This window comes from Streptomyces sp. NPDC048349 (genome assembly GCF_040651925.1).
Classification (GTDB): Bacteria; Actinomycetota; Actinomycetes; order Streptomycetales; family Streptomycetaceae; genus Streptomyces.
Map to the genome: position 1 here is coordinate 1 of NZ_JBEZLA010000077.1, position 16,190 is coordinate 16,190.

Genomic DNA, 16,190 nt, shown 5'->3' on the forward strand with positions numbered 1-16,190 from the left:
GCGCGGCTTCCTGTTCGCCATGTTCTCCATCATGGACATCCCTTCCCGGGCACGCGCCCAGATCTCCGGATGTCCGCCAAACCGGAACAACCTCACCGCCACACCCACCCACAGGGGCGACAAGCACCCCACACACCAAACGACAACAGCCTTCACCAGCAAAACGACACTCCAGTACCGCCGCACCCCAGCCCAGCACCAGTGAAAGCCGACGACCTACACCCAGTGCACATCACACGACGCCCATCACGGATGCAGTTCGTAGGACCAGCTCGGCCCGGTAATCGGCGACTTCCACCGCCCCTGGATCAGGCTGGTCTCACCACCGCATCGCCGGCACGAGCAGGCTCGAGTGATCTCAGCGAGCGGTAGAATTCGTAGATCGGGCAGTGGCAGCAACCCAGGACGAGCCCCCGCCAGACGACTCCCTGACTCGCCCATCTGTCCAGCTCGGCACGCTTTGCTTGCTCGTCCCGCTCCTCTGCTTCTACGCAGCGACCACATCCCACGACAGCACGAGCCCCGACTTCAGCTCCCAAGCACTGTCCGGTGGCAGCTCCCAGGACACCTTCTTCGATGTGAACTCACGAAGCACCGGCCACACAGGGCTGGAAGCAAGCTGTTCCAGTCGGTGCACGAACCGAACAGCCTCTCTGCCGTGGCGGCCCTTCCCAGCCGCACTGGGGGGCGGATCGCTGACATCTGAGCAGCCAGCCGCCCGGCGAGAGGCTCTCCCGCAGAAACGAAGCCGAACCGGTCAGACCAATAGGTGATCCCGCCATCCGAGGCCTGCCGAAGGTCTCCCACGGGTTCTGATCGGCTGCAATCACAGCGGAGCACGTAAGCGTGTGGAGTGGCGGCGCGGAATGGTTCTTAGGCGTAAGCGTCACCTGCCATCGGTGCCGATCAGGGCCAAGACCGGCAGGGACCTCCCCCGGCAGGCTGAGCGCTGCGGCAAGGACCGGAGGCCAGCAGGGCTACTCCCAGGCATCGCGCAGCACTACCAGCTACCGGCCGCCACGCGGGCCTCGGCCACGGTCACTGGCTCAGCCTGGTGAACCGTGGCTGCCTGCCACGTAGGGGCGTCCACCTCTGCCGTGCCCAACTGCTCATGCCCTCCTATCACCATCGCGCAGGACAGAGCCTCAGTCGTTGTTACCAGCCCACGCTGAACCCCCTGCAACGGCACTCGGGCCACAGCCCCGAGCTCAGTGACTCGGACGGGGAACAGGCATCGAAGAGGCAAGTCAGTTGAACATGTTCCTCGCGCCCGTTCGAGAATCCGGCGGTGGCCGCAGCGCCGGCACGGACCGGGCGCAGACCAGTCTGCGGCGCGACGGCGGCACCCCGCGCAGGTCTCCACCGTCGCACGCCTGCCCCCCACACACAGCCCGCACACGTGCGCGAGCACCAGGCGCAGCGGCCAGTGCCCGGGCGCAGCCAGCACAGTTTCGTACATCCCCGGACAGCGTCGGGAACGGACGCAGCCATGCAATGCAGTCCAGGTTCGTAGGCGAACGGAGACGGGTGCGATCAGGGCGGAGCAGCGATCCGGTGGGAACGCCAGCGCGGCCTTCGCCGGTGCAGCTCGGGGCTCCGGCTCCGGTGTCCGCGGCCCTGCCGGCATCGCAGCCAGGGCCGCAGTGCCCGTCATGGTGGGGTGCACGACGAGCAGGTCTCCGAGAGCACAGTCGAGGCCGTACACAGGACGGCAAGCGCAGACAGTTTCACCCCTGCCCACGGACAGCAGGTCATCCGGGTGAGCGGGCTTTTGAGATCCTTGCGGGCGGAGAGTTGATCTCCCTGTCCGGCCACAGGTAGGTACAGCCGACCGTGCACGACAGGTGCCGCCCTCCAGGGCAAGCGTCCTCGGAGCGGATACCGCTACCCCTCTGTCTGCGTTCGGCCCAATGGCCGAACGCCACTGAGCTGCGGGGCGTCGCGCCACGTACGTTGCCGGGGAGACCACAGGAGGTCCCGATGACCGATCACCCGCACATCGCCGTGTTTCACCGCGCTCTGGACGCCTTCACCGCCGGCGACATGAATGCACTGGCGGAGGTCTTCCACCCCGATGTGGTCTGGCACATCGCGGGCAGGAATCCACTGGCAGGGGACTACCAGGGGCGCGAGGACACATTCGCGCTGTTCGGCCGAGAGTTCCAGCTGACAGGCGGCACCTACCGCCCACAGTTCAAGGATGTCCTCGCCAACGACGACCACACAGTCGCCTTGCTCCATGTCACGGCGTCACGTGAAGGCAAGCAGCTCGACATGGATTACGCCATCGTCTTCCACATTGCCGACGGCATGATCACCGATGGCCGGATGCTCACTGCCGACCCGCCCGCGTGGGACGAATTCTGGTCGTAGAAACACGGCGGGAGATCTCAGGCTGCTGGGAAGCAGTTGAGTCACACTGAACGGGCTCAGGCGAACGACACCCCGGCCGGTCGTGGCCCGGGCCAGCCGAAGGCTGAAGCCTTCGGTGAGCACGATGTGAGCGTGGTAGAGGAGCCGGTCAACGGCGGCGGTGACCAGCGTCTTGGACATGATCGAGTGAATCCATCTGGGGCTGGCACTTGTTCCCTCACAAGAGTTGCTGCTGCCACCCGGCCCAACCGCGACCCTCGGGCGGGCATCGGCCAGGTACCGAGCCAGGATCCGGTCCAGCCCATCCGGCTTCGGCGCCCGCCTGGCGTGGCCCCGGGGTGTTCGCGGCTTTCCCGAACCGCACATGCAGCTTGCCCGAGGGGCCCAGCCCCGGAGGGACGTCGCACAGGTCTAGGCGGAGGAGCTCGCTGTCGCAGCGCCGAGTGGAACGGCGTGCGCAGCAGCGCGTAATCCCGCGCCATCACACGCTACGAGGTCGCGACCCCACCCTGGCACGGGTGAAGGCGAAGGAGTTCTTTACCACCAACGCCCGCCGAAGGTCACACAACGCCCGTCAGACTCAAGAAACCCAGCTCAGCACCCCGCACGCTGGTGAACCGGCGCGGTAGCGGACTGGCCTGCGATGATGACGGCGTGCCACAGCCAGGGACCACTGCCGTCGTCATTGCCTTGCCCGATGCCGCCCCGCTCCTGGATGCGGCGTGGCGTATCGACCCGGCTCTGGTGCGTGGCGGGGTGCCGGCGCACGTCTCGCTCCTCTACCCGTTCGTGCCGGAATCGGCACTGACAGGTCAGGACGAGGAGGGCGTCCGTTCCCTGGCGGCGGGTTTTTGCGTAGCCGATCTGCTCTTGGAGGAGGTCGTAACGGCGTCCGGCTTCGTCGCCGTCACCGTTCCGGGACTCCAACCGATCGTCGATGCGTTCCGCGCCCGGTGGCCCGAGTTGCGCCCGTACGGGGGCCGCTTCGGGGACCGGCCCAGCGCCCATGTCACGGTTGCCATGGGTGCGGACAGCCCGATGGCTACCGCTCGTGTCCGCGCTGCGATCGACAGCCTGCTGCCGCTGCGCACCCGGGCGGCGGCCGTCCAGCTGGTGGCGCTGACTGAAGGAGGCTGGCATTCGCGGTTCACCGCGCCGCTCAGCTGCCCGGACAGGGCGTGAACGCCCTTCTCCAGTCCGCGCAAGGTGAGGGGGGTGGCCGTGGCCGCCGGTGGGGCCGTGGCAGTGACACACCGTCAGCCAGCGGCTCTGGGCAGGCGAAGGCGGCTTCGGGCGGCAGCTTGGACGTCGCGGCGGGGAAGAGGGAGACGGAGGCCGCCGCCACGGCGGCCGGGTTCGCTGAGAGACCCATGGACGACGTCCCGCCGGCCCTAAAGACCTGCACGGTCAGGTGGCACGCGGACGGTGCGAAAGCCACCGACGCGAGGAGTCCTACGACGCCACGGTTGGCCCGGTCGCCGCGCTGGTCGACGGGGGTTGGGAGGAGGGCGGGAGGTCGACCGACGGCAGCCGGGGCGCGGGCGAGGGCCCCGGGCTCCCGGCGACCGTTGGCGATCAAACCCGATTCACTTCGTGTAGGTGACCTTGAGCTGCGGCGGGTGTCCTGGTTCTGGACGGGCTTGGCGTCGCTGGCCGTGCCCTGGCCGTCGACGTCAACGTCGACGGTGTCCGCGTCCTCTCGCGTCAGCCGGATCACGACAACGGCGACTCGAACGATCGTCGAAGCGGGACGCGGCTGCCCCCGATGCGGCACGTTTCGGCGTTGCCCGCCGGGTGGACTGCATCCGCGCTTGCCGGCGCGCCGGCCTGTCAGGGGCGGCTATTGGTCGTGCTGTTTCCCCTTTTTGATCCACTCCCACTTGGCCACGCAGATCACGAAGGGCGAGACGAGCATGGCGAGCATCCACAGGCCCACACTCGCGGGCGAGTAGATGTAATAGCGCCAGGACTCCGGCAGCGGCGACGGGGCGAGGAAGAGGACGATCAGCACGCCCCAAGTGCCCAGCACCGCGGTTGCGATGCGCCATGCCATATCCCCCACCACTGACCCCTCACTCATCTCTTCGACAGGGACGACCGTAGTGCCAGGTGCGTCCTGGCGGGGCGTGGTCTCGACAGGACCCCCGTCCTCGTCGAGACCACGCCGGCTTCGATGGCGGCGGCGGCGTACCCGGCGCCGCACGGCCCCTGGTGAGTCTGAGGTCAGGCGATCGCGACGGTGTTCTGGGCGGCGGCGATGCGCCAGGTGCCGTGGTCCTTGGCCAGGATGTACAACGGGCGGCCCTCGGGGCGGTCGGCGATCCGGGTGCCGTCGTGGCGGACCGGCTGCTGGCGGAGGTTCACCGCGGCGATGTCGGGCCGCAGGAACAGTACGCGCTCCACGTCGTAGACGGCGGTGGACTCGGCCGCCGCACCGGGCAGTACCTTCCGGGTGAAGGTCGCGATGTCCTCGAAGCCCGACAGCCGCTCGCCGTGCGCGGTGGTCCACACCGGGTCTTCCTGCCGGAAGACGCCGAGGAACCGGTCGACCAGCTCGTTCTGCTGGGCGTGTTCGACCTCGGCTACCAGGCGGCGGATCGCGGCCACCTCGGCATCGGTCTGCGGACCGTCGGGGGCGCCGAAGACCTCGACCGGCCGGTACGAGCCGGACACCAGCTCGGCCACCGGGCCCGGCCGGTCCGGCCGCCAGCCGAGGGTGGCGCGGGCGGCGGCGCCGCTGACGCTCTGGTCGAGGGCGAGGGCGTCCGCGAAGAGCGGGCCGAAGACGTGGGCGGCCTGATCCACCGGGATCGCGCGCGGGGCGGCGAGTACTCCGGCTGCGCGGCCGGCGGCGCGGGCGAGGTCACGGACCGGAACGGCCGAGTCCCCGACGCCGTGCCAGACGGTGCCGGCTTCGGCCCGCTCGATGGCGGCCACGAACAGCTCTGCCAGGTCGTCCACGTGGACGGTCGGCCAGCGCACGTCCTGCTCGCCGTAGTACTCGGGCATTCCCTGGCTGCGGGCACGGTCGACCAGGATGGCGGGGATGCCGCCGCCGCGGCCGTACACGATGCCGGGCCGGACGACGACCGCGCGCACACCCTCGGCGACCTCGGCAAGGACCCGCTGCTCGATGCGCGGGCGGTAGCCGACGATGTCGATGGGGTTGGTGGGGGCTTGCTCGCCCACTTCCCGGGCATCGCCGGTGGCGCCGAGTACCCAGACGCCGCTGGTGTAGACGAAGGGGCGGCCGGTGCCGCGCAGCGGAGTGGCGAGCGCCTCGATGACGGCGGTGTCGACGTCGGCGTCGCCGCTCGGGGGAGCCAGGTGAATCACGGCCTCGATCTCGGGGGTCACTGCGCCGGCCAGCGAGGCCGGGTCGGCGGTGTCGCCGACCAGCTGGGCATGCCAGGCCCGGCCGGGCTGGGGGTCCGCGCTCCGGGTGAGCGCGACGACGTGGTGGCCGGCAGCGGCGAGGTGTTCGGTGACGGCGGAGCCGATGTAGCCGGTGGCACCGGTGAGCAGGACCTTCATGATGTTCCCCCTCTGTCGAAAATTTCGATGTCGAAACTATAGGCAAGAGGGTTCAGTGGAGTCAAATATTTTTACGTCGAAGTGTTAGGCTGCGGTCATGACGGAACAGCAGCCGCAGCACGACGGCGTCGATCGCATCACCGCACAGTGGCGCGCGGTCCGACCCGACCTGGACACCTCCCCGATGGCCGTGATCGGCCGCCTCTCCCGCGCCGCACGCCTGCTCGAGCGCGGGATCAAGGAGAACCTGGCCGTCCACGGCGTCGAACCCTGGGAGTTCGACGTCCTGGCCACGCTGCTGCGTTCCGGCCCGCCGCACGTCCTGACCGCAGGCGAGCTCAGCTCGGCCGCGATGGTCAGCTCCGCGGCGCTCACCAACCGCATCGACCGCCTCCTCGAAAAGGGCCTGGTCGAACGGGCCGTCGATCCCGCCCACCGCCGCCGCGTGCTGATCTCCCTCACCGACACCGGCCGGGAACTGACCAACCGCCTCGTCGAGCACCATCTCACCGGCGAGGAACGCCAGCTCGCCGGGCTCACCCCCGCCGAACGCGACCAGCTCACCGGTCTGCTGCGCCGCGTCCTGCTCACCCTCGGCGACCAGGCCGAAGACCCCGCCCGCCGCTGAGCACCCCGCGCGCATCCGATCCGGATCCGGGGCGCCGGCGCCACCGCTTCGGCGACGGACCCGCGGACTCGGCGCGGACTCGGCAGGGCGACCGGCCTGCCACGGGTGCCGCGGAGGTCAATCGGTCCAGGTGCTCCAGCGGGCGCGGGAGGGCTCGCACTGGCCCGACTCGATGGCGCGTTGGTGCGCCTCGGCCGGACTCGGCGACTTCCCGAGAGGTTCGCTGGAGAAGAAGACGCAGTCCGGGTAGACCGGCTGCAGCCCGTACCAGCAGGTGGCTGTCAGGAGGGTCAGCACGAACGCAGCCAGGGGATGCCTCCATGTGGGAGGGCCTGACAGGGGACGGATCACACCCGAGATCGTACGGGCGGGACCCCGCACCCTTTCCACCGAGGGGTCGTCTCCCACCCCGGCCCGTGCCACTTCGCCTCCACGCCGGTCCGTTTCACTCGTCCAGCCCGGAGCGGGTGCCCGGGGCCGGTGCGCAGCGGAGGGTGGGGACATGCCCGTACCCCGGTTGGTCGTCTATCCGCCCGACGAGAACGGCTGGCGCCGCGTGCGATGGGACGGCCAGTCCATCGGCGTCGCCCACCAGCCGTCCGACATCCTCGGCTTCCTGCGGGAGGCCGGTATGGAGGACGCCGAGGGCTTCGACCTCACCGGTGAGTTGGTCGAGTGGCGTGGCGGCGGCCCCGAGACCTGGGCCGAGTCGCCGCCGTAGACCACCGGTGAGTCTGCGACCGCACCTGCCGCCGTCCGGTCCAGGCGGGCCGCAGGGGGGCGGGGAGGTACCACCCTGGTTGTAGGGAGGAGTCAACTCCTGGTGGGCTGACGCGGGTGGCGGGGCGGCGTTACGTTGGCGGGCGTTGCGCAGGATTCGTGACCGGAGGGCCGCCCCATGCACAGCCGTTCAGCTGGTGAGCCGCGCACGCGAGTGGTGTGGGGGATGGTTCTCGTTGTGACTGCGGTCGCCGTGCTGCTCGGGGCCGCGCCCCGGGGTGCGGCGGCGGGTCCGGGCGCTCCGGTCGTGCCCGTCTTGTCGTGGGGGCCCTGCGAGGGGGCGGGGGACGGGTTCGAGTGTGCGACCGCGCGGGTGCCGCTGGACTACCGGCGGCCCGACGGGGCTTCGATACCGCTCGCCGTCACCCGGCGGGTGGCGGGCGACCGCGCCCGGCGCGCCGGTGTCCTGTTGCTGCATCCCGGCGGGCCCGGGAACTCCGGCGTGGACTTCGCCCGCAACAGCTACGCGGCGCTCCCCGCTTCCCTGCGGGACGCCTTCGACGTCGTCGGGTACGACATGCGGGGCGTGAAGCGCAGCGGGCAGGTGGAGTGCTGGAACGACACGGAATACTCCGCGGCCGTCGATGCCGCGCGCGGGGTGCCCGGCCCGGGAGCCCTGCGGAGTGCGGTCCGGCAGGGACTGGAATTCGCCACTGCGTGCCGGCAGCGGTCCGGTGATCTGGTGCCGTTCGTCGGGACCGGTTCGAACGCCAAGGACATCGACCTGTTGCGGCAGGCCCTCGGTGAGGAGGCGCTGTCGTTCTACGGGCGGTCGTTCGGCAGCTATGTCGGCACCGTTTACGCCGCGCAGTTCCCGCGGCGGGTCCGCGCCATGGTGCTGGACGGGGCCTACGATCCGCGGCGTTACGCCGACGTGCCGTACGCCTATGACGCCGCGCAGTTCGTCGCCCTGGACGCGGCGGTCGGCCGGTTCCTGGACTGGTGCGCGCAGGAGGCCGCCGCCTGCGGGTTCGGTGAAGGCCGGCCGCGGCAGGCCTTCGAGGAGCTCAAGCGGGCGCTGGACGCCGATCCCGTCATCACCGCGAGCGGACGCCCGGCCACCGGCTACACGCTCGCCTACCGGCTGATGTTCAACATCAACGCGGGGAAGGTGATCTGGCCCGAACTGGGGCAGGCGCTGCGGGCGGCCCAGCAGCGGCAGGGTTCGTTCCTGCTGTCGCCGCCTTCACCGGCTTCCTTCGACTTCCTCACGGTCAACCTGGCCGTCGAGTGTGCCGACCGCGTCTATCCGGCCGGCCCTCTGCTCCTGGACACACTGGTGGGCGCCGAGGCCGCCGCAGCTCCGCTGCTGGGGCCGCCGATCGGGCTGGGGCCGCCCACGTACGACCACAATCACGCGCCGACGTGCGCCCAGTGGCAGGCGGAGCGCCCGAGCCGCTTCGAGGGCTCCTACCGGGCGGCCGGTTCCGCCCCGATCCTGGTGCTGGGCACGACCGGGGATCCGGACACCCCGTACCAGGACGCCGTGGCCCTCGCCGGGACGCTGGAGAACGGACGGCTGCTGACCTTCGCCGGGGAAGGACACACCGCCTACAACCGGAGCGCGTGCGTCAGCGCCTTGGTGACGGACTACCTGGCCGCCCTGGCGCTGCCGGCCCGGGGCACCGTCTGTGCGGACGAGGCGGCTGCGGGGTCGCTCGGCTCGCGCATCGCGGGCGTCGAGGTCGATGAGACGCGCGATGTGATCCCCGTCCTGCGGTGAGGCACCGGGCGTCCTGCGGTGAGGGCACCGGGCGCCGGGCGGGGGGCTGGGGGGCCTGTCGGGCGTCTCAGAGTTGCGAGCCGCCCGACGCGTCGAGGCGTTGGCCGGTGATCCACCCCGCGGCGGGGGAGGCGAGGAAGGCGACGATGCCGGCGATGTCGGCGGGTTCGCCGATGCGTTCGAACACGGACATCCGGGCGAGGTCGGCGGCTTCCTCGGGGGTGGTGCGGAGTTTGGCGTTCATGTCGGTCGCGATGAAGCCGGGGGAGACGGTGTTGACCGTGATGCCGCGGGGGCCGAGCTCCTTGGCGAGTACCAGGGTGAGGGTGTCCATCGCGCCCTTGCTCATGGAGTACACGACGGACTTCGGGTAGGCGATCCGGGTGGCGGCGGAGGAGATGTTGACGATCCGGCCTCCTTCCCGCATGCGGGTGAGGCCTTCTTGGACGATGAACAGGAGCGCCTTGACGTTGACGGCGAAGATCTTGTCGATCAGCTCCGGGGTGACCTCGTGGATCCGTGCCGAGCCGCTGACGGCGGCGTTGTTGACGAGGATGTCGAGGCCGGGGTCGAGGCCGCGCCGGGCGAGTTCGGAGTCGAGGGCGGCGTAGAGGGCCTGGGCGTCCCCGGTGACGCCGAGCCGGGTCCGCAGGGGGAAGGCCCGGCCTCCGGCGGCGCGTATGGAGGTCACGACGTCGTCGGCCGCGGCGCTGTTCTGTCCGTAGTGGACCACCACGAGCGCGCCGTCGCAGGCCAGGCGTTCGGCGATGCCGCGGCCTATGCCGCGGCTGGCACCGGTGACCAGGGCGGTCTTGCCGGCGAGCGGGCCGTCGGGGGCCACCGGGCCGTCGGGGGCCTGGGTCCGGGGCTGCTGCTCCGGGGCGGGGGGCTGGGGTGTCGGGGGCCGGGGTGTCGGGGGCCGGGGTGTCGGGGGCCGGGGTGCGGGGGGCTGCGTCAAGGTAAGTGCCGTTCTGGACCGGGTCCGCGGGTCCGGGCGAACTCGTGGCCGATTGTCTGACTGGTTGTCTGACCGATTGTCGACTAAGCCTACGGATCTTCTGGACGTAAGATTCCGGTCGTCCGGTTTTTTGAGATGATCGGTGTACTGATGACCGAGTCGCGCCCGCAGCGGGCCGTGCCCCTGCGGGTGGTGATCACCGGCGCCACCGGCTTCATAGGTGAGGCGGTGCTGGCCGAACTCGCCCGCATCCGGGCGCAGCAGCCGCGGTCCGCGGCGCTGTGCCTGCGGGTGGTGGGCCGGCGGGCCCCCCGGGAGGGCGGCCCCGCCGACGAGTGGGTCCGGGCGGACCTGGCCGATCCCGGATCGTTGCGCGAAAGCTGTGCGGGAGCGGACGTCCTCCTCCACCTGGCTTCGCTGATCGGCTCCGACGAGCGGCAGTGCGCCGCCGTCAACACCGAAGGAACCGCGGCGCTGATGGAGCAGGCCCGCCGGGCCGGGGTCGGACGGATCGTCCACCTGTCCACCTCGGCCGTCTACGGCGCGGGGCCGCACCGCGGTATCCCGGTGGACGGCGTCGTTCCGGCGCCCGTGTCGGCCACCAGCCGGACGCGGCTGGCGGCCGAGGGGCCGGCGCTGGCCGCGGGAGCGGTGGTACTGCGTCCGCATCTGGTGATCGGGCCGGGGGACCGCTGGGTCGTGCCGGCGGTGGGCCGGCTCCTGGAGGCCACCGGGGCTCTGTGGGGCGGCGGGCGGGCTCTGCTGTCGCTGGTGGCGGTCGGCGACCTCGCCCGCCTCGTCGCCCGCCTCGCGCTCGGGTACGGCCCGCAGGGCGCGACTGTGTGGCACGCGAGCCATCCGGAGCCGGTTCGCACGGCTGCCCTGGTACGGGCGCTCGCCGGGCGGGGGATCGTGCCCGCGGTGGAGCGGGACCTGTCCGAGGCGGAGTGCCTGGAGCGGTTGGCGGCTTCGGGCTCCGCGATGAGCCCGCGTCAGTTCTGGCTGCTCGCACAGGACCACTGGTACGACAGCGCGGGGATCTGGGAGGCGGCGGGCTGCCCGCCCGGGCCCGGGCCGCTGGCCCGACTGGACGGGGCGGCGCCCTGGTACCGGGAGCACCTGGCACGCCTGTGAGGTCTCCGGGGCGTTCCCGGGCGTCGACGACGTCCTCCTGGGGGCAGCCTCGCCGTGCCCGCCCCGTACGTCCTGAAGCCGTTCATCGGCCCCGCTGCAGCCCGTGCGGCGGGGCCGGTGCGTTGAGGAAGCCCTTGAGGAGCGTCACGGCCCCACGTCCGCGGAGGGGCCGAGTCGGCCGCCGGGATGGGCTTGCGGGCGGATCCGGGGGGCGAGGGCGTGTCCGGGGAGACCCCGGGGGCGCGGCGGCGGAGAATCCGGGTGCTGTTCAGTCCCTGCCCGGTTCTTGGGGGGCGCGGCCCCTCCCTCGGTGCTCCCTCCCCGACGAGGGGCTGAAGGCCGGTTCGGACCCTTCGGTCCCTGTCCCTTCAGTCACTGCACAAACCTGCAGGTCAGCGCATCGCACCCGCGTCGTCAGGGACTCAAGGGACTCAACTTCGCAGTTATGAGCCAGATATGAACAAGGCAAGATCCATATGCGTACGCGCATACACACACGCCCATGAGGACTGGAAGTAGTGATTCTGAGTCCCTTCAGTCCCTGCGTTTTGCTTTTCACCTCTGTGACCTGCATGTTTGTCCAGGGACTGAACAGCGAGGGACTGAACGAGGGTCTGAGCGTTCAGTACCTGGACCCTGCTTCCGCTCCGGGTCGGCCGGCCGCCGGGCGGAGGTGGGGGGACAGGGACTGAACGGAGGGGTGGTGGGTCGGCAGGGGCCGGGACCTTCCGGGTGTCGCGCTGTGCTCCGGTGTGGTGGTCCGCCGTCGGCGTCGCTGCTGTCGCCGTTCGCCGCTGTCGTTCGCCGCTGTCGTTCGCCGCTGTCAGGGCGCGACACGCCCGGGCGTTCGTGGGGGCGGAAGAAAGAACCTTTGGGGACGTACCGGGTGAGAACTTCGGGGACCGAGGGACTGAAGGGACTCAAGTCTCGATACAGCGGATATCGAGCCCGAGGTGCCGCGGGCTCTGCGGTAATCTCCGAGATAGTGAATCTTCAGTCCCTCTGGTCCCTGGGGTGCAGGGCCCTGGGCAGGAGGAACCGTCCCTAACCGCGCGTCAAGGAAGAGCCAGTGCCCGTCTATTCCGAGCATCCGCCACGAGGTGTGCGTGGCGGGACGGCGCTGGACGTGGCGACCTGGATGGCCTCGCGCGGCTACCCGGTGCACCCCCTGGCCCCGGGCACCAAGACGCCGGCCCCGAACTGCCCTGACTGCCGTGGGATCGGGCACCCCCCTCAGGAGTGCCCGTGCCATGCGCAGGGCCGTTGGTGCCACGGTTTCCACGCGGCCACCACGGACCTCCGTACGCTGCGGCAGTGGTGGCGGGCGGAGCCGGATTTCGGCATCGGCGTGTCCTGCGGCCCTGCCCGCCTCGTGGTGATCGATGTCGACGCCCACGCGGCGGCCCTGCCCGACCGGCAGCGGCTGCTGCCCGGCATCCCCATCGACGACCGTGTCGACCTGACCGGACTGCAGAGCGGATTCGACACCTTGGCGCTCCTGGCGGCGTACCGTTCCCGGCCCCATCCGTGCGAGGACACGTCGACCCTGCGCGTGCGCACGCCGTCCGGAGGGATGCACATCTGGTACCGGGCGCCTCAGGACGGTCCGGGCTTCCGGTGCTCCAGCGGCTCGAGTTCGAAGGTGGCGCTCGCCTGGCAGGTCGATGTCCGTGCCGTCGGCGGCTACATCGTGGCGCCGACGACACGCACGGCCGCGGGCGTCTACGAAGCGCTGCCCGGCGCCCGGCTGCCGGCGGCCCTGCCGCTGTGGCTCGCCGCCGAACTCTCCCGCACCGGGCACAGCGTCCCAACGGCCCCTGTGAGGCCCGCAGAGGCGCCTGTGGGGCCCGTGGAGGCCTCTGGGGGGCGCCCGCAGGGGCCCCGGCCCCGACAGGCCGGGGAGCGGGTGCTCGGCTCCCTGCTGGACGACGTACGGGCCTGCGCGGCCCGTCCCGAGGGGACCGCCTTCAGCGAGAAGCTCAACCGGGCCGCCTTCACGGCCGGGGGGCTGGTCGCCGCGGGCCACCTCACCGCCGGGGAGTGCAGGCACCTGCTCCTGGAAGCCGCGGAGCACGCACGACCCCACCAGCCGCGCCGGAACGTCCTCATCGTCGAAGCAGGGCTCCGGGCCGGAAGCGACCGACCGATCCACCCCAAGGAACGCCCATGAGCAACGCCGGAAGCACGGGGTTCAACGCCCAGGCCGCGGCGGAACAGCTCGCCGCGTTCACCCCGGACGCCGCCGCCCCCGCACGGCGGCTGCCCGCGCAGCAGAGCGGAGTTCCGGTGGCGGCCGCCACCGGAACCGACTACATCTCGTCCGGCCTGCTGCAGAACCTCACCGACCGCGGCAACGCCAAGCTGTTCGCCCACCTCCACCACGACCGCTTCCGGCACGTGGAGGGACTGGGCTGGTACGTGTGGGACGAGTACCGGTGGAAGCGCACCGGCGGGGAGAAGGCCGCGATCTGGGCGGCCGGGGACATGGCCGAGGACTTGCCCACCCACGATCCGCGCGGCCTGTTCACCGACCGGGAGCTGGCCAACCACCGCAAGCGCGCCATGTCCACCTCGGGCGTGAAGGCCATGCTCACCCAGGCGAAGGCGTCGCCCGAGCTCGCCCTGGACCCCGACACCCTGGACGGCGACAAGTACGCCCTGTGCACACCGGCCGGTGTCGTGGACCTGCGCACGGGCGATCTGCACAAGCCCGACCCCACGCGGGACCTGCACTCCCGGTCCACGCACCTGGCGCCGGAGGCCATGGCCACGCCGAGGTTCCACCTGTTCCTGCACCAGACGTTCGGCGACGACGACAAGGGCAAGGAGATGATCAACTTTCTTCATCTCCTGCTCGGCTACTCCATCACCGGCGACGTCGGCGGCCAGGTCCTGCCCTTCCTCTACGGCGTCGGCGCCAACGGCAAGTCGGCCCTCCTGGACGTCGTCATCAAGATCCTCGGCGATTACGCGGACGTGGCCCCGCCCGGCTTCCTCATGGAACGCGGCAAGTTCAACGAGCACTCCACCGAGCTGACGGAGCTGCACGGCCGGCGCCTGTTCGTCTGCAGCGAGCTGAAGCCGCACGACAAGTTCGACGAGGCCCGCGTCAAGCTGCTGACGGGTGGCGACCGGCTGAAGGCCCGCCGCATGCGGCAGGACTTCTTCAGCTTCGAGCCGACGCACAAGCTGTGGCTGCTGGGCAACCACCGCCCGGAGGTCGGCACCGGCGGCCACGCCTTCTGGCGGCGGATCCGGCTGATCCCCTTCGAGAAGGTCGTCCCCGACCACCGCAAGATCGACAACCTGGCGGAGGCCCTCGTCCAGGAGGAGGGGCCCGGCATCCTCCACTGGATGATCCAGGGGGCCAAGGCGTACCTCGCCACCAAGCCGGCGCTGACCGGGCCCAGCGTGGTGCGCACGGCCACCCAGGCGTACGCCACGACCGAGGACCACATCGGGCGGTTCCTCGCCGAATGCTGCACCACGGGGGCGGATCTGCCCGATCCTCGTGACCTCAAGGTCGAACAGGGGGCCCTCTACCGCGCCTACAGTGCCTGGTGTCTCGACGGCGAGGGCCTGCGTCCCGCGACCACCCGCGCGTTCGCCACGCGCATCCGGGCCGAGGTCGGCGTCGCCTCGCCCAATGAGATGCTCCGTTCGAACGGGCAGAAGTTCTATCCCGGGCTGGCCCTCCTGGCCGACGAGGAACAGCCGCCGCGCGAGGCGAACAGGGCGAGCGCGACCTGACTGGCCGACGTGTGCCGCCGCCCCGGGGCGGGCACGCCTACGATGGACAAGGACGATGAACAGACCCACCAGCCGGCTGTGGCCCGCAGGCCCCTGCCGCATACCGGAATCGGCGCCGTTCGCGGCGTGGAGGAACCAGGGGCCCGGAAGGGCCGACGTGAACGAGGAAGGACCCAGGCCATGAGCTCGCTACTGACAGCAAGCGATCTCGCCCACGAGGACAAAGTGGTGTGGCTGGAGGATCCGGAAGAGCTCGACTACGTACGCCAGGCCCTGGACAAGACCCCCCGCCGCCGGGGGAAGCCGCGCTACCACCGTGACGGGCGCATGATCGGCTTCACCGAGCTCGGTGACACCGCGGAGGCGGATCCGGACAGCGGTCTGCAGAAGCGGCGCGTCTTCTACCTGTTGCCGCACGACCGGGACGCCGAGCCCGACGGCCTGTACCGGGAGGGCGCGCCGGGCGAGGCCGTCGACCCGCGCACGATCGAGCCCAGGCAGGTGGGGAGGAAGACCGAACGCTCGCAGCGGGGGTTGTCCACGCCCACCGTGGCCTGATTCGGGCTTCGGGGCTTCGGGGCTTCCGGGCCCCCGGTCGTCGGTCCTTCGGTTAGTTGCTTCTTTCGGTCACTTGGGTCCCTCTGGTACCTGGGGCTCCTGTGGCTGGAAACGTTCGAAGGTAATGGCGAAATTCGGTCCCTTGAGTCCCTTGAGTCCCTTGGGGTCCTCCGCCTCCGGTCCTCTCGCGGGGGTCAGAAGGCGAAGTCGACGTAGTCGATGTCCGTGAACTCGACCAGGAGGCTCGTCGCGCGGGCGCCGTTGTCCTTGAAGTAGATCTCCTGGAGTGCCTCGGCCGTGATCCGGCGCAGCTGGGGTTCGGCGGCGCCGGCCTCCTGGGCGGCGAAGAGGCGGGCTGCGTACTCCGGGGGGAGGTGCTGGGTGATGCGGCGCATGCGGCCGTCGTCGGTGGTGCCGGGGGCGGCGGTGAAGCCGAAGCGGGCGCGGGTTTCGATGACCAGGCCCGTGGTGGTCGAGGCCTTGGCGCGGGCGCGCTTGCGGACGAGCGGCTGCCAGCGGTTGCGCACCTCGCTCTCCAGGCGGGCGGCGAGCTCCGGCTTGGGCTGCCTGATCTGGTTCTTGACGTAGCGCTCGACCGTCCGCTGGGAGATGCCGAGCGTCGTGGCGACGGCTTTGGTGCTCTTCAGGCGTGTGACCAGGAAGCGCATCTGGGCGCCCGCGGACTTGGGGATCGGGCGGGTGAAGTGCAGTGCGTCGGCCTTGGTCAGGCTGTCTGCGATGTCGGACATGGG

General features: G+C 70.7%; 15 protein-coding genes and 1 pseudogene. 10 read left to right on the top strand and 6 right to left on the bottom strand.

The annotated features are described in order from the left end of the window. A partial coding sequence (locus AB0D44_RS30195) for a hypothetical protein (protein ID WP_362596721.1) occupies positions 1-205 on the top strand: 205 nt, incomplete at its 5' end. 1,775 nt (positions 206-1,980) lie between these two features. Continuing rightward, positions 1,981-2,373: a nuclear transport factor 2 family protein gene (locus AB0D44_RS30200; RefSeq protein ID WP_362596724.1), complete on the top strand. Its 393-nt coding sequence runs from the start codon at positions 1,981-1,983 to the stop codon at positions 2,371-2,373. A 57-nt stretch (positions 2,374-2,430) separates the two neighbouring features. Here the strand turns inward: AB0D44_RS30200 and AB0D44_RS30205 are convergent. Then, positions 2,431-2,556: pseudogene (locus tag AB0D44_RS30205) on the bottom strand (ATP-binding protein); the annotation flags it as partial. A gap of 471 nt (positions 2,557-3,027) precedes the next feature. On the opposite strand from AB0D44_RS30205, the gene AB0D44_RS30210 reads away from it, so the two are divergent. Beyond that, the gene (locus AB0D44_RS30210; protein ID WP_362596727.1) at positions 3,028-3,555 is read left to right on the top strand and encodes a 2'-5' RNA ligase family protein; all 528 of its coding nucleotides are present in this window, start codon (positions 3,028-3,030) and stop codon (positions 3,553-3,555) included. A gap of 658 nt (positions 3,556-4,213) precedes the next feature. On the opposite strand, the gene AB0D44_RS30215 is transcribed toward AB0D44_RS30210, so the two are convergent. Then, positions 4,214-4,402 (bottom strand): hypothetical protein, encoded by a 189-nt coding sequence (locus AB0D44_RS30215; RefSeq protein WP_362596730.1) that lies wholly within the window; start codon positions 4,400-4,402, stop codon positions 4,214-4,216. A 194-nt stretch (positions 4,403-4,596) separates the two neighbouring features. Then, on the bottom strand, positions 4,597-5,907 hold the full coding sequence (locus AB0D44_RS30220) for an SgcJ/EcaC family oxidoreductase (protein WP_362596733.1): 1,311 nt from the start codon (positions 5,905-5,907) through the stop codon (positions 4,597-4,599). Between the two features lie 97 nt (positions 5,908-6,004). On the opposite strand from AB0D44_RS30220, the gene AB0D44_RS30225 reads away from it, so the two are divergent. Further along, the gene (locus AB0D44_RS30225; RefSeq protein ID WP_362596736.1) at positions 6,005-6,535 is read left to right on the top strand and encodes a MarR family transcriptional regulator; all 531 of its coding nucleotides are present in this window, start codon (positions 6,005-6,007) and stop codon (positions 6,533-6,535) included. Between the two features lie 117 nt (positions 6,536-6,652). Here the strand turns inward: AB0D44_RS30225 and AB0D44_RS30230 are convergent, their stop codons facing one another. Beyond that, positions 6,653-6,832, bottom strand: a complete 180-nt coding sequence (locus tag AB0D44_RS30230; protein ID WP_362596739.1) for a hypothetical protein — start codon at positions 6,830-6,832, stop codon at positions 6,653-6,655. A 205-nt stretch (positions 6,833-7,037) separates the two neighbouring features. Here AB0D44_RS30230 and AB0D44_RS30235 point away from each other — a divergent pair, with 205 nt between their 5' ends. Beyond that, the gene (locus AB0D44_RS30235; RefSeq protein WP_362596742.1) at positions 7,038-7,256 is read left to right on the top strand and encodes a hypothetical protein; all 219 of its coding nucleotides are present in this window, start codon (positions 7,038-7,040) and stop codon (positions 7,254-7,256) included. 225 nt (positions 7,257-7,481) lie between these two features. Next, positions 7,482-9,038 carry an alpha/beta hydrolase gene (locus AB0D44_RS30240; protein WP_362596744.1) on the top strand — a complete coding sequence of 519 codons (1,557 nt, stop codon included), beginning with the start codon at positions 7,482-7,484 and terminating at the stop codon, positions 9,036-9,038. A 67-nt stretch (positions 9,039-9,105) separates the two neighbouring features. Here AB0D44_RS30240 and AB0D44_RS30245 read toward each other — a convergent pair whose 3' ends face one another. Next, positions 9,106-9,879 (bottom strand): SDR family oxidoreductase, encoded by a 774-nt coding sequence (locus tag AB0D44_RS30245; protein WP_362596747.1) that lies wholly within the window; start codon positions 9,877-9,879, stop codon positions 9,106-9,108. A gap of 267 nt (positions 9,880-10,146) precedes the next feature. Here AB0D44_RS30245 and AB0D44_RS30250 point away from each other — a divergent pair, with 267 nt between their 5' ends. From AB0D44_RS30250 to AB0D44_RS30265, 4 genes are all read left to right on the top strand, one after another. Further along, positions 10,147-11,130, top strand: a complete 984-nt coding sequence (locus AB0D44_RS30250; protein WP_362596750.1) for an NAD-dependent epimerase/dehydratase family protein — start codon at positions 10,147-10,149, stop codon at positions 11,128-11,130. A gap of 1,126 nt (positions 11,131-12,256) precedes the next feature. Beyond that, positions 12,257-13,300: a bifunctional DNA primase/polymerase gene (locus AB0D44_RS30255; RefSeq protein WP_362596797.1), complete on the top strand. Its 1,044-nt coding sequence runs from the start codon at positions 12,257-12,259 to the stop codon at positions 13,298-13,300. Further along, positions 13,297-14,880 carry a phage/plasmid primase, P4 family gene (locus AB0D44_RS30260; RefSeq protein WP_362596753.1) on the top strand — a complete coding sequence of 528 codons (1,584 nt, stop codon included), beginning with the start codon at positions 13,297-13,299 and terminating at the stop codon, positions 14,878-14,880. Before AB0D44_RS30255 ends, AB0D44_RS30260 begins: the two co-directional genes overlap by 4 nt. A gap of 180 nt (positions 14,881-15,060) precedes the next feature. Continuing rightward, a complete protein-coding gene (locus AB0D44_RS30265) occupies positions 15,061-15,438 on the top strand; it encodes a DUF6009 family protein (RefSeq protein WP_362596756.1) in 378 nt (125 codons plus the stop codon). A gap of 194 nt (positions 15,439-15,632) precedes the next feature. On the opposite strand, the gene AB0D44_RS30270 is transcribed toward AB0D44_RS30265, so the two are convergent. Then, positions 15,633-16,187 (bottom strand): XRE family transcriptional regulator, encoded by a 555-nt coding sequence (locus AB0D44_RS30270; protein WP_362596759.1) that lies wholly within the window; start codon positions 16,185-16,187, stop codon positions 15,633-15,635. Positions 16,188-16,190: the final 3 nt, after the last annotated feature.

Coding starts and splice junctions, on each gene's coding strand:
- AB0D44_RS30200 (WP_362596724.1), top strand. CDS start 1,981: ATGACCGATCACCCGCACATCGCCGTGTTTCACCGCGCTCTGGACGCC.
- AB0D44_RS30220 (WP_362596733.1), bottom strand. CDS start 5,907: ATGAAGGTCCTGCTCACCGGTGCCACCGGCTACATCGGCTCCGCCGTC.
- AB0D44_RS30225 (WP_362596736.1), top strand. CDS start 6,005: ATGACGGAACAGCAGCCGCAGCACGACGGCGTCGATCGCATCACCGCA.
- AB0D44_RS30235 (WP_362596742.1), top strand. CDS start 7,038: ATGCCCGTACCCCGGTTGGTCGTCTATCCGCCCGACGAGAACGGCTGG.
- AB0D44_RS30240 (WP_362596744.1), top strand. CDS start 7,482: ATGGTTCTCGTTGTGACTGCGGTCGCCGTGCTGCTCGGGGCCGCGCCC.
- AB0D44_RS30250 (WP_362596750.1), top strand. CDS start 10,147: ATGACCGAGTCGCGCCCGCAGCGGGCCGTGCCCCTGCGGGTGGTGATC.
- AB0D44_RS30260 (WP_362596753.1), top strand. CDS start 13,297: ATGAGCAACGCCGGAAGCACGGGGTTCAACGCCCAGGCCGCGGCGGAA.
- AB0D44_RS30265 (WP_362596756.1), top strand. CDS start 15,061: ATGAGCTCGCTACTGACAGCAAGCGATCTCGCCCACGAGGACAAAGTG.
- AB0D44_RS30270 (WP_362596759.1), bottom strand. CDS start 16,187: ATGTCCGACATCGCAGACAGCCTGACCAAGGCCGACGCACTGCACTTC.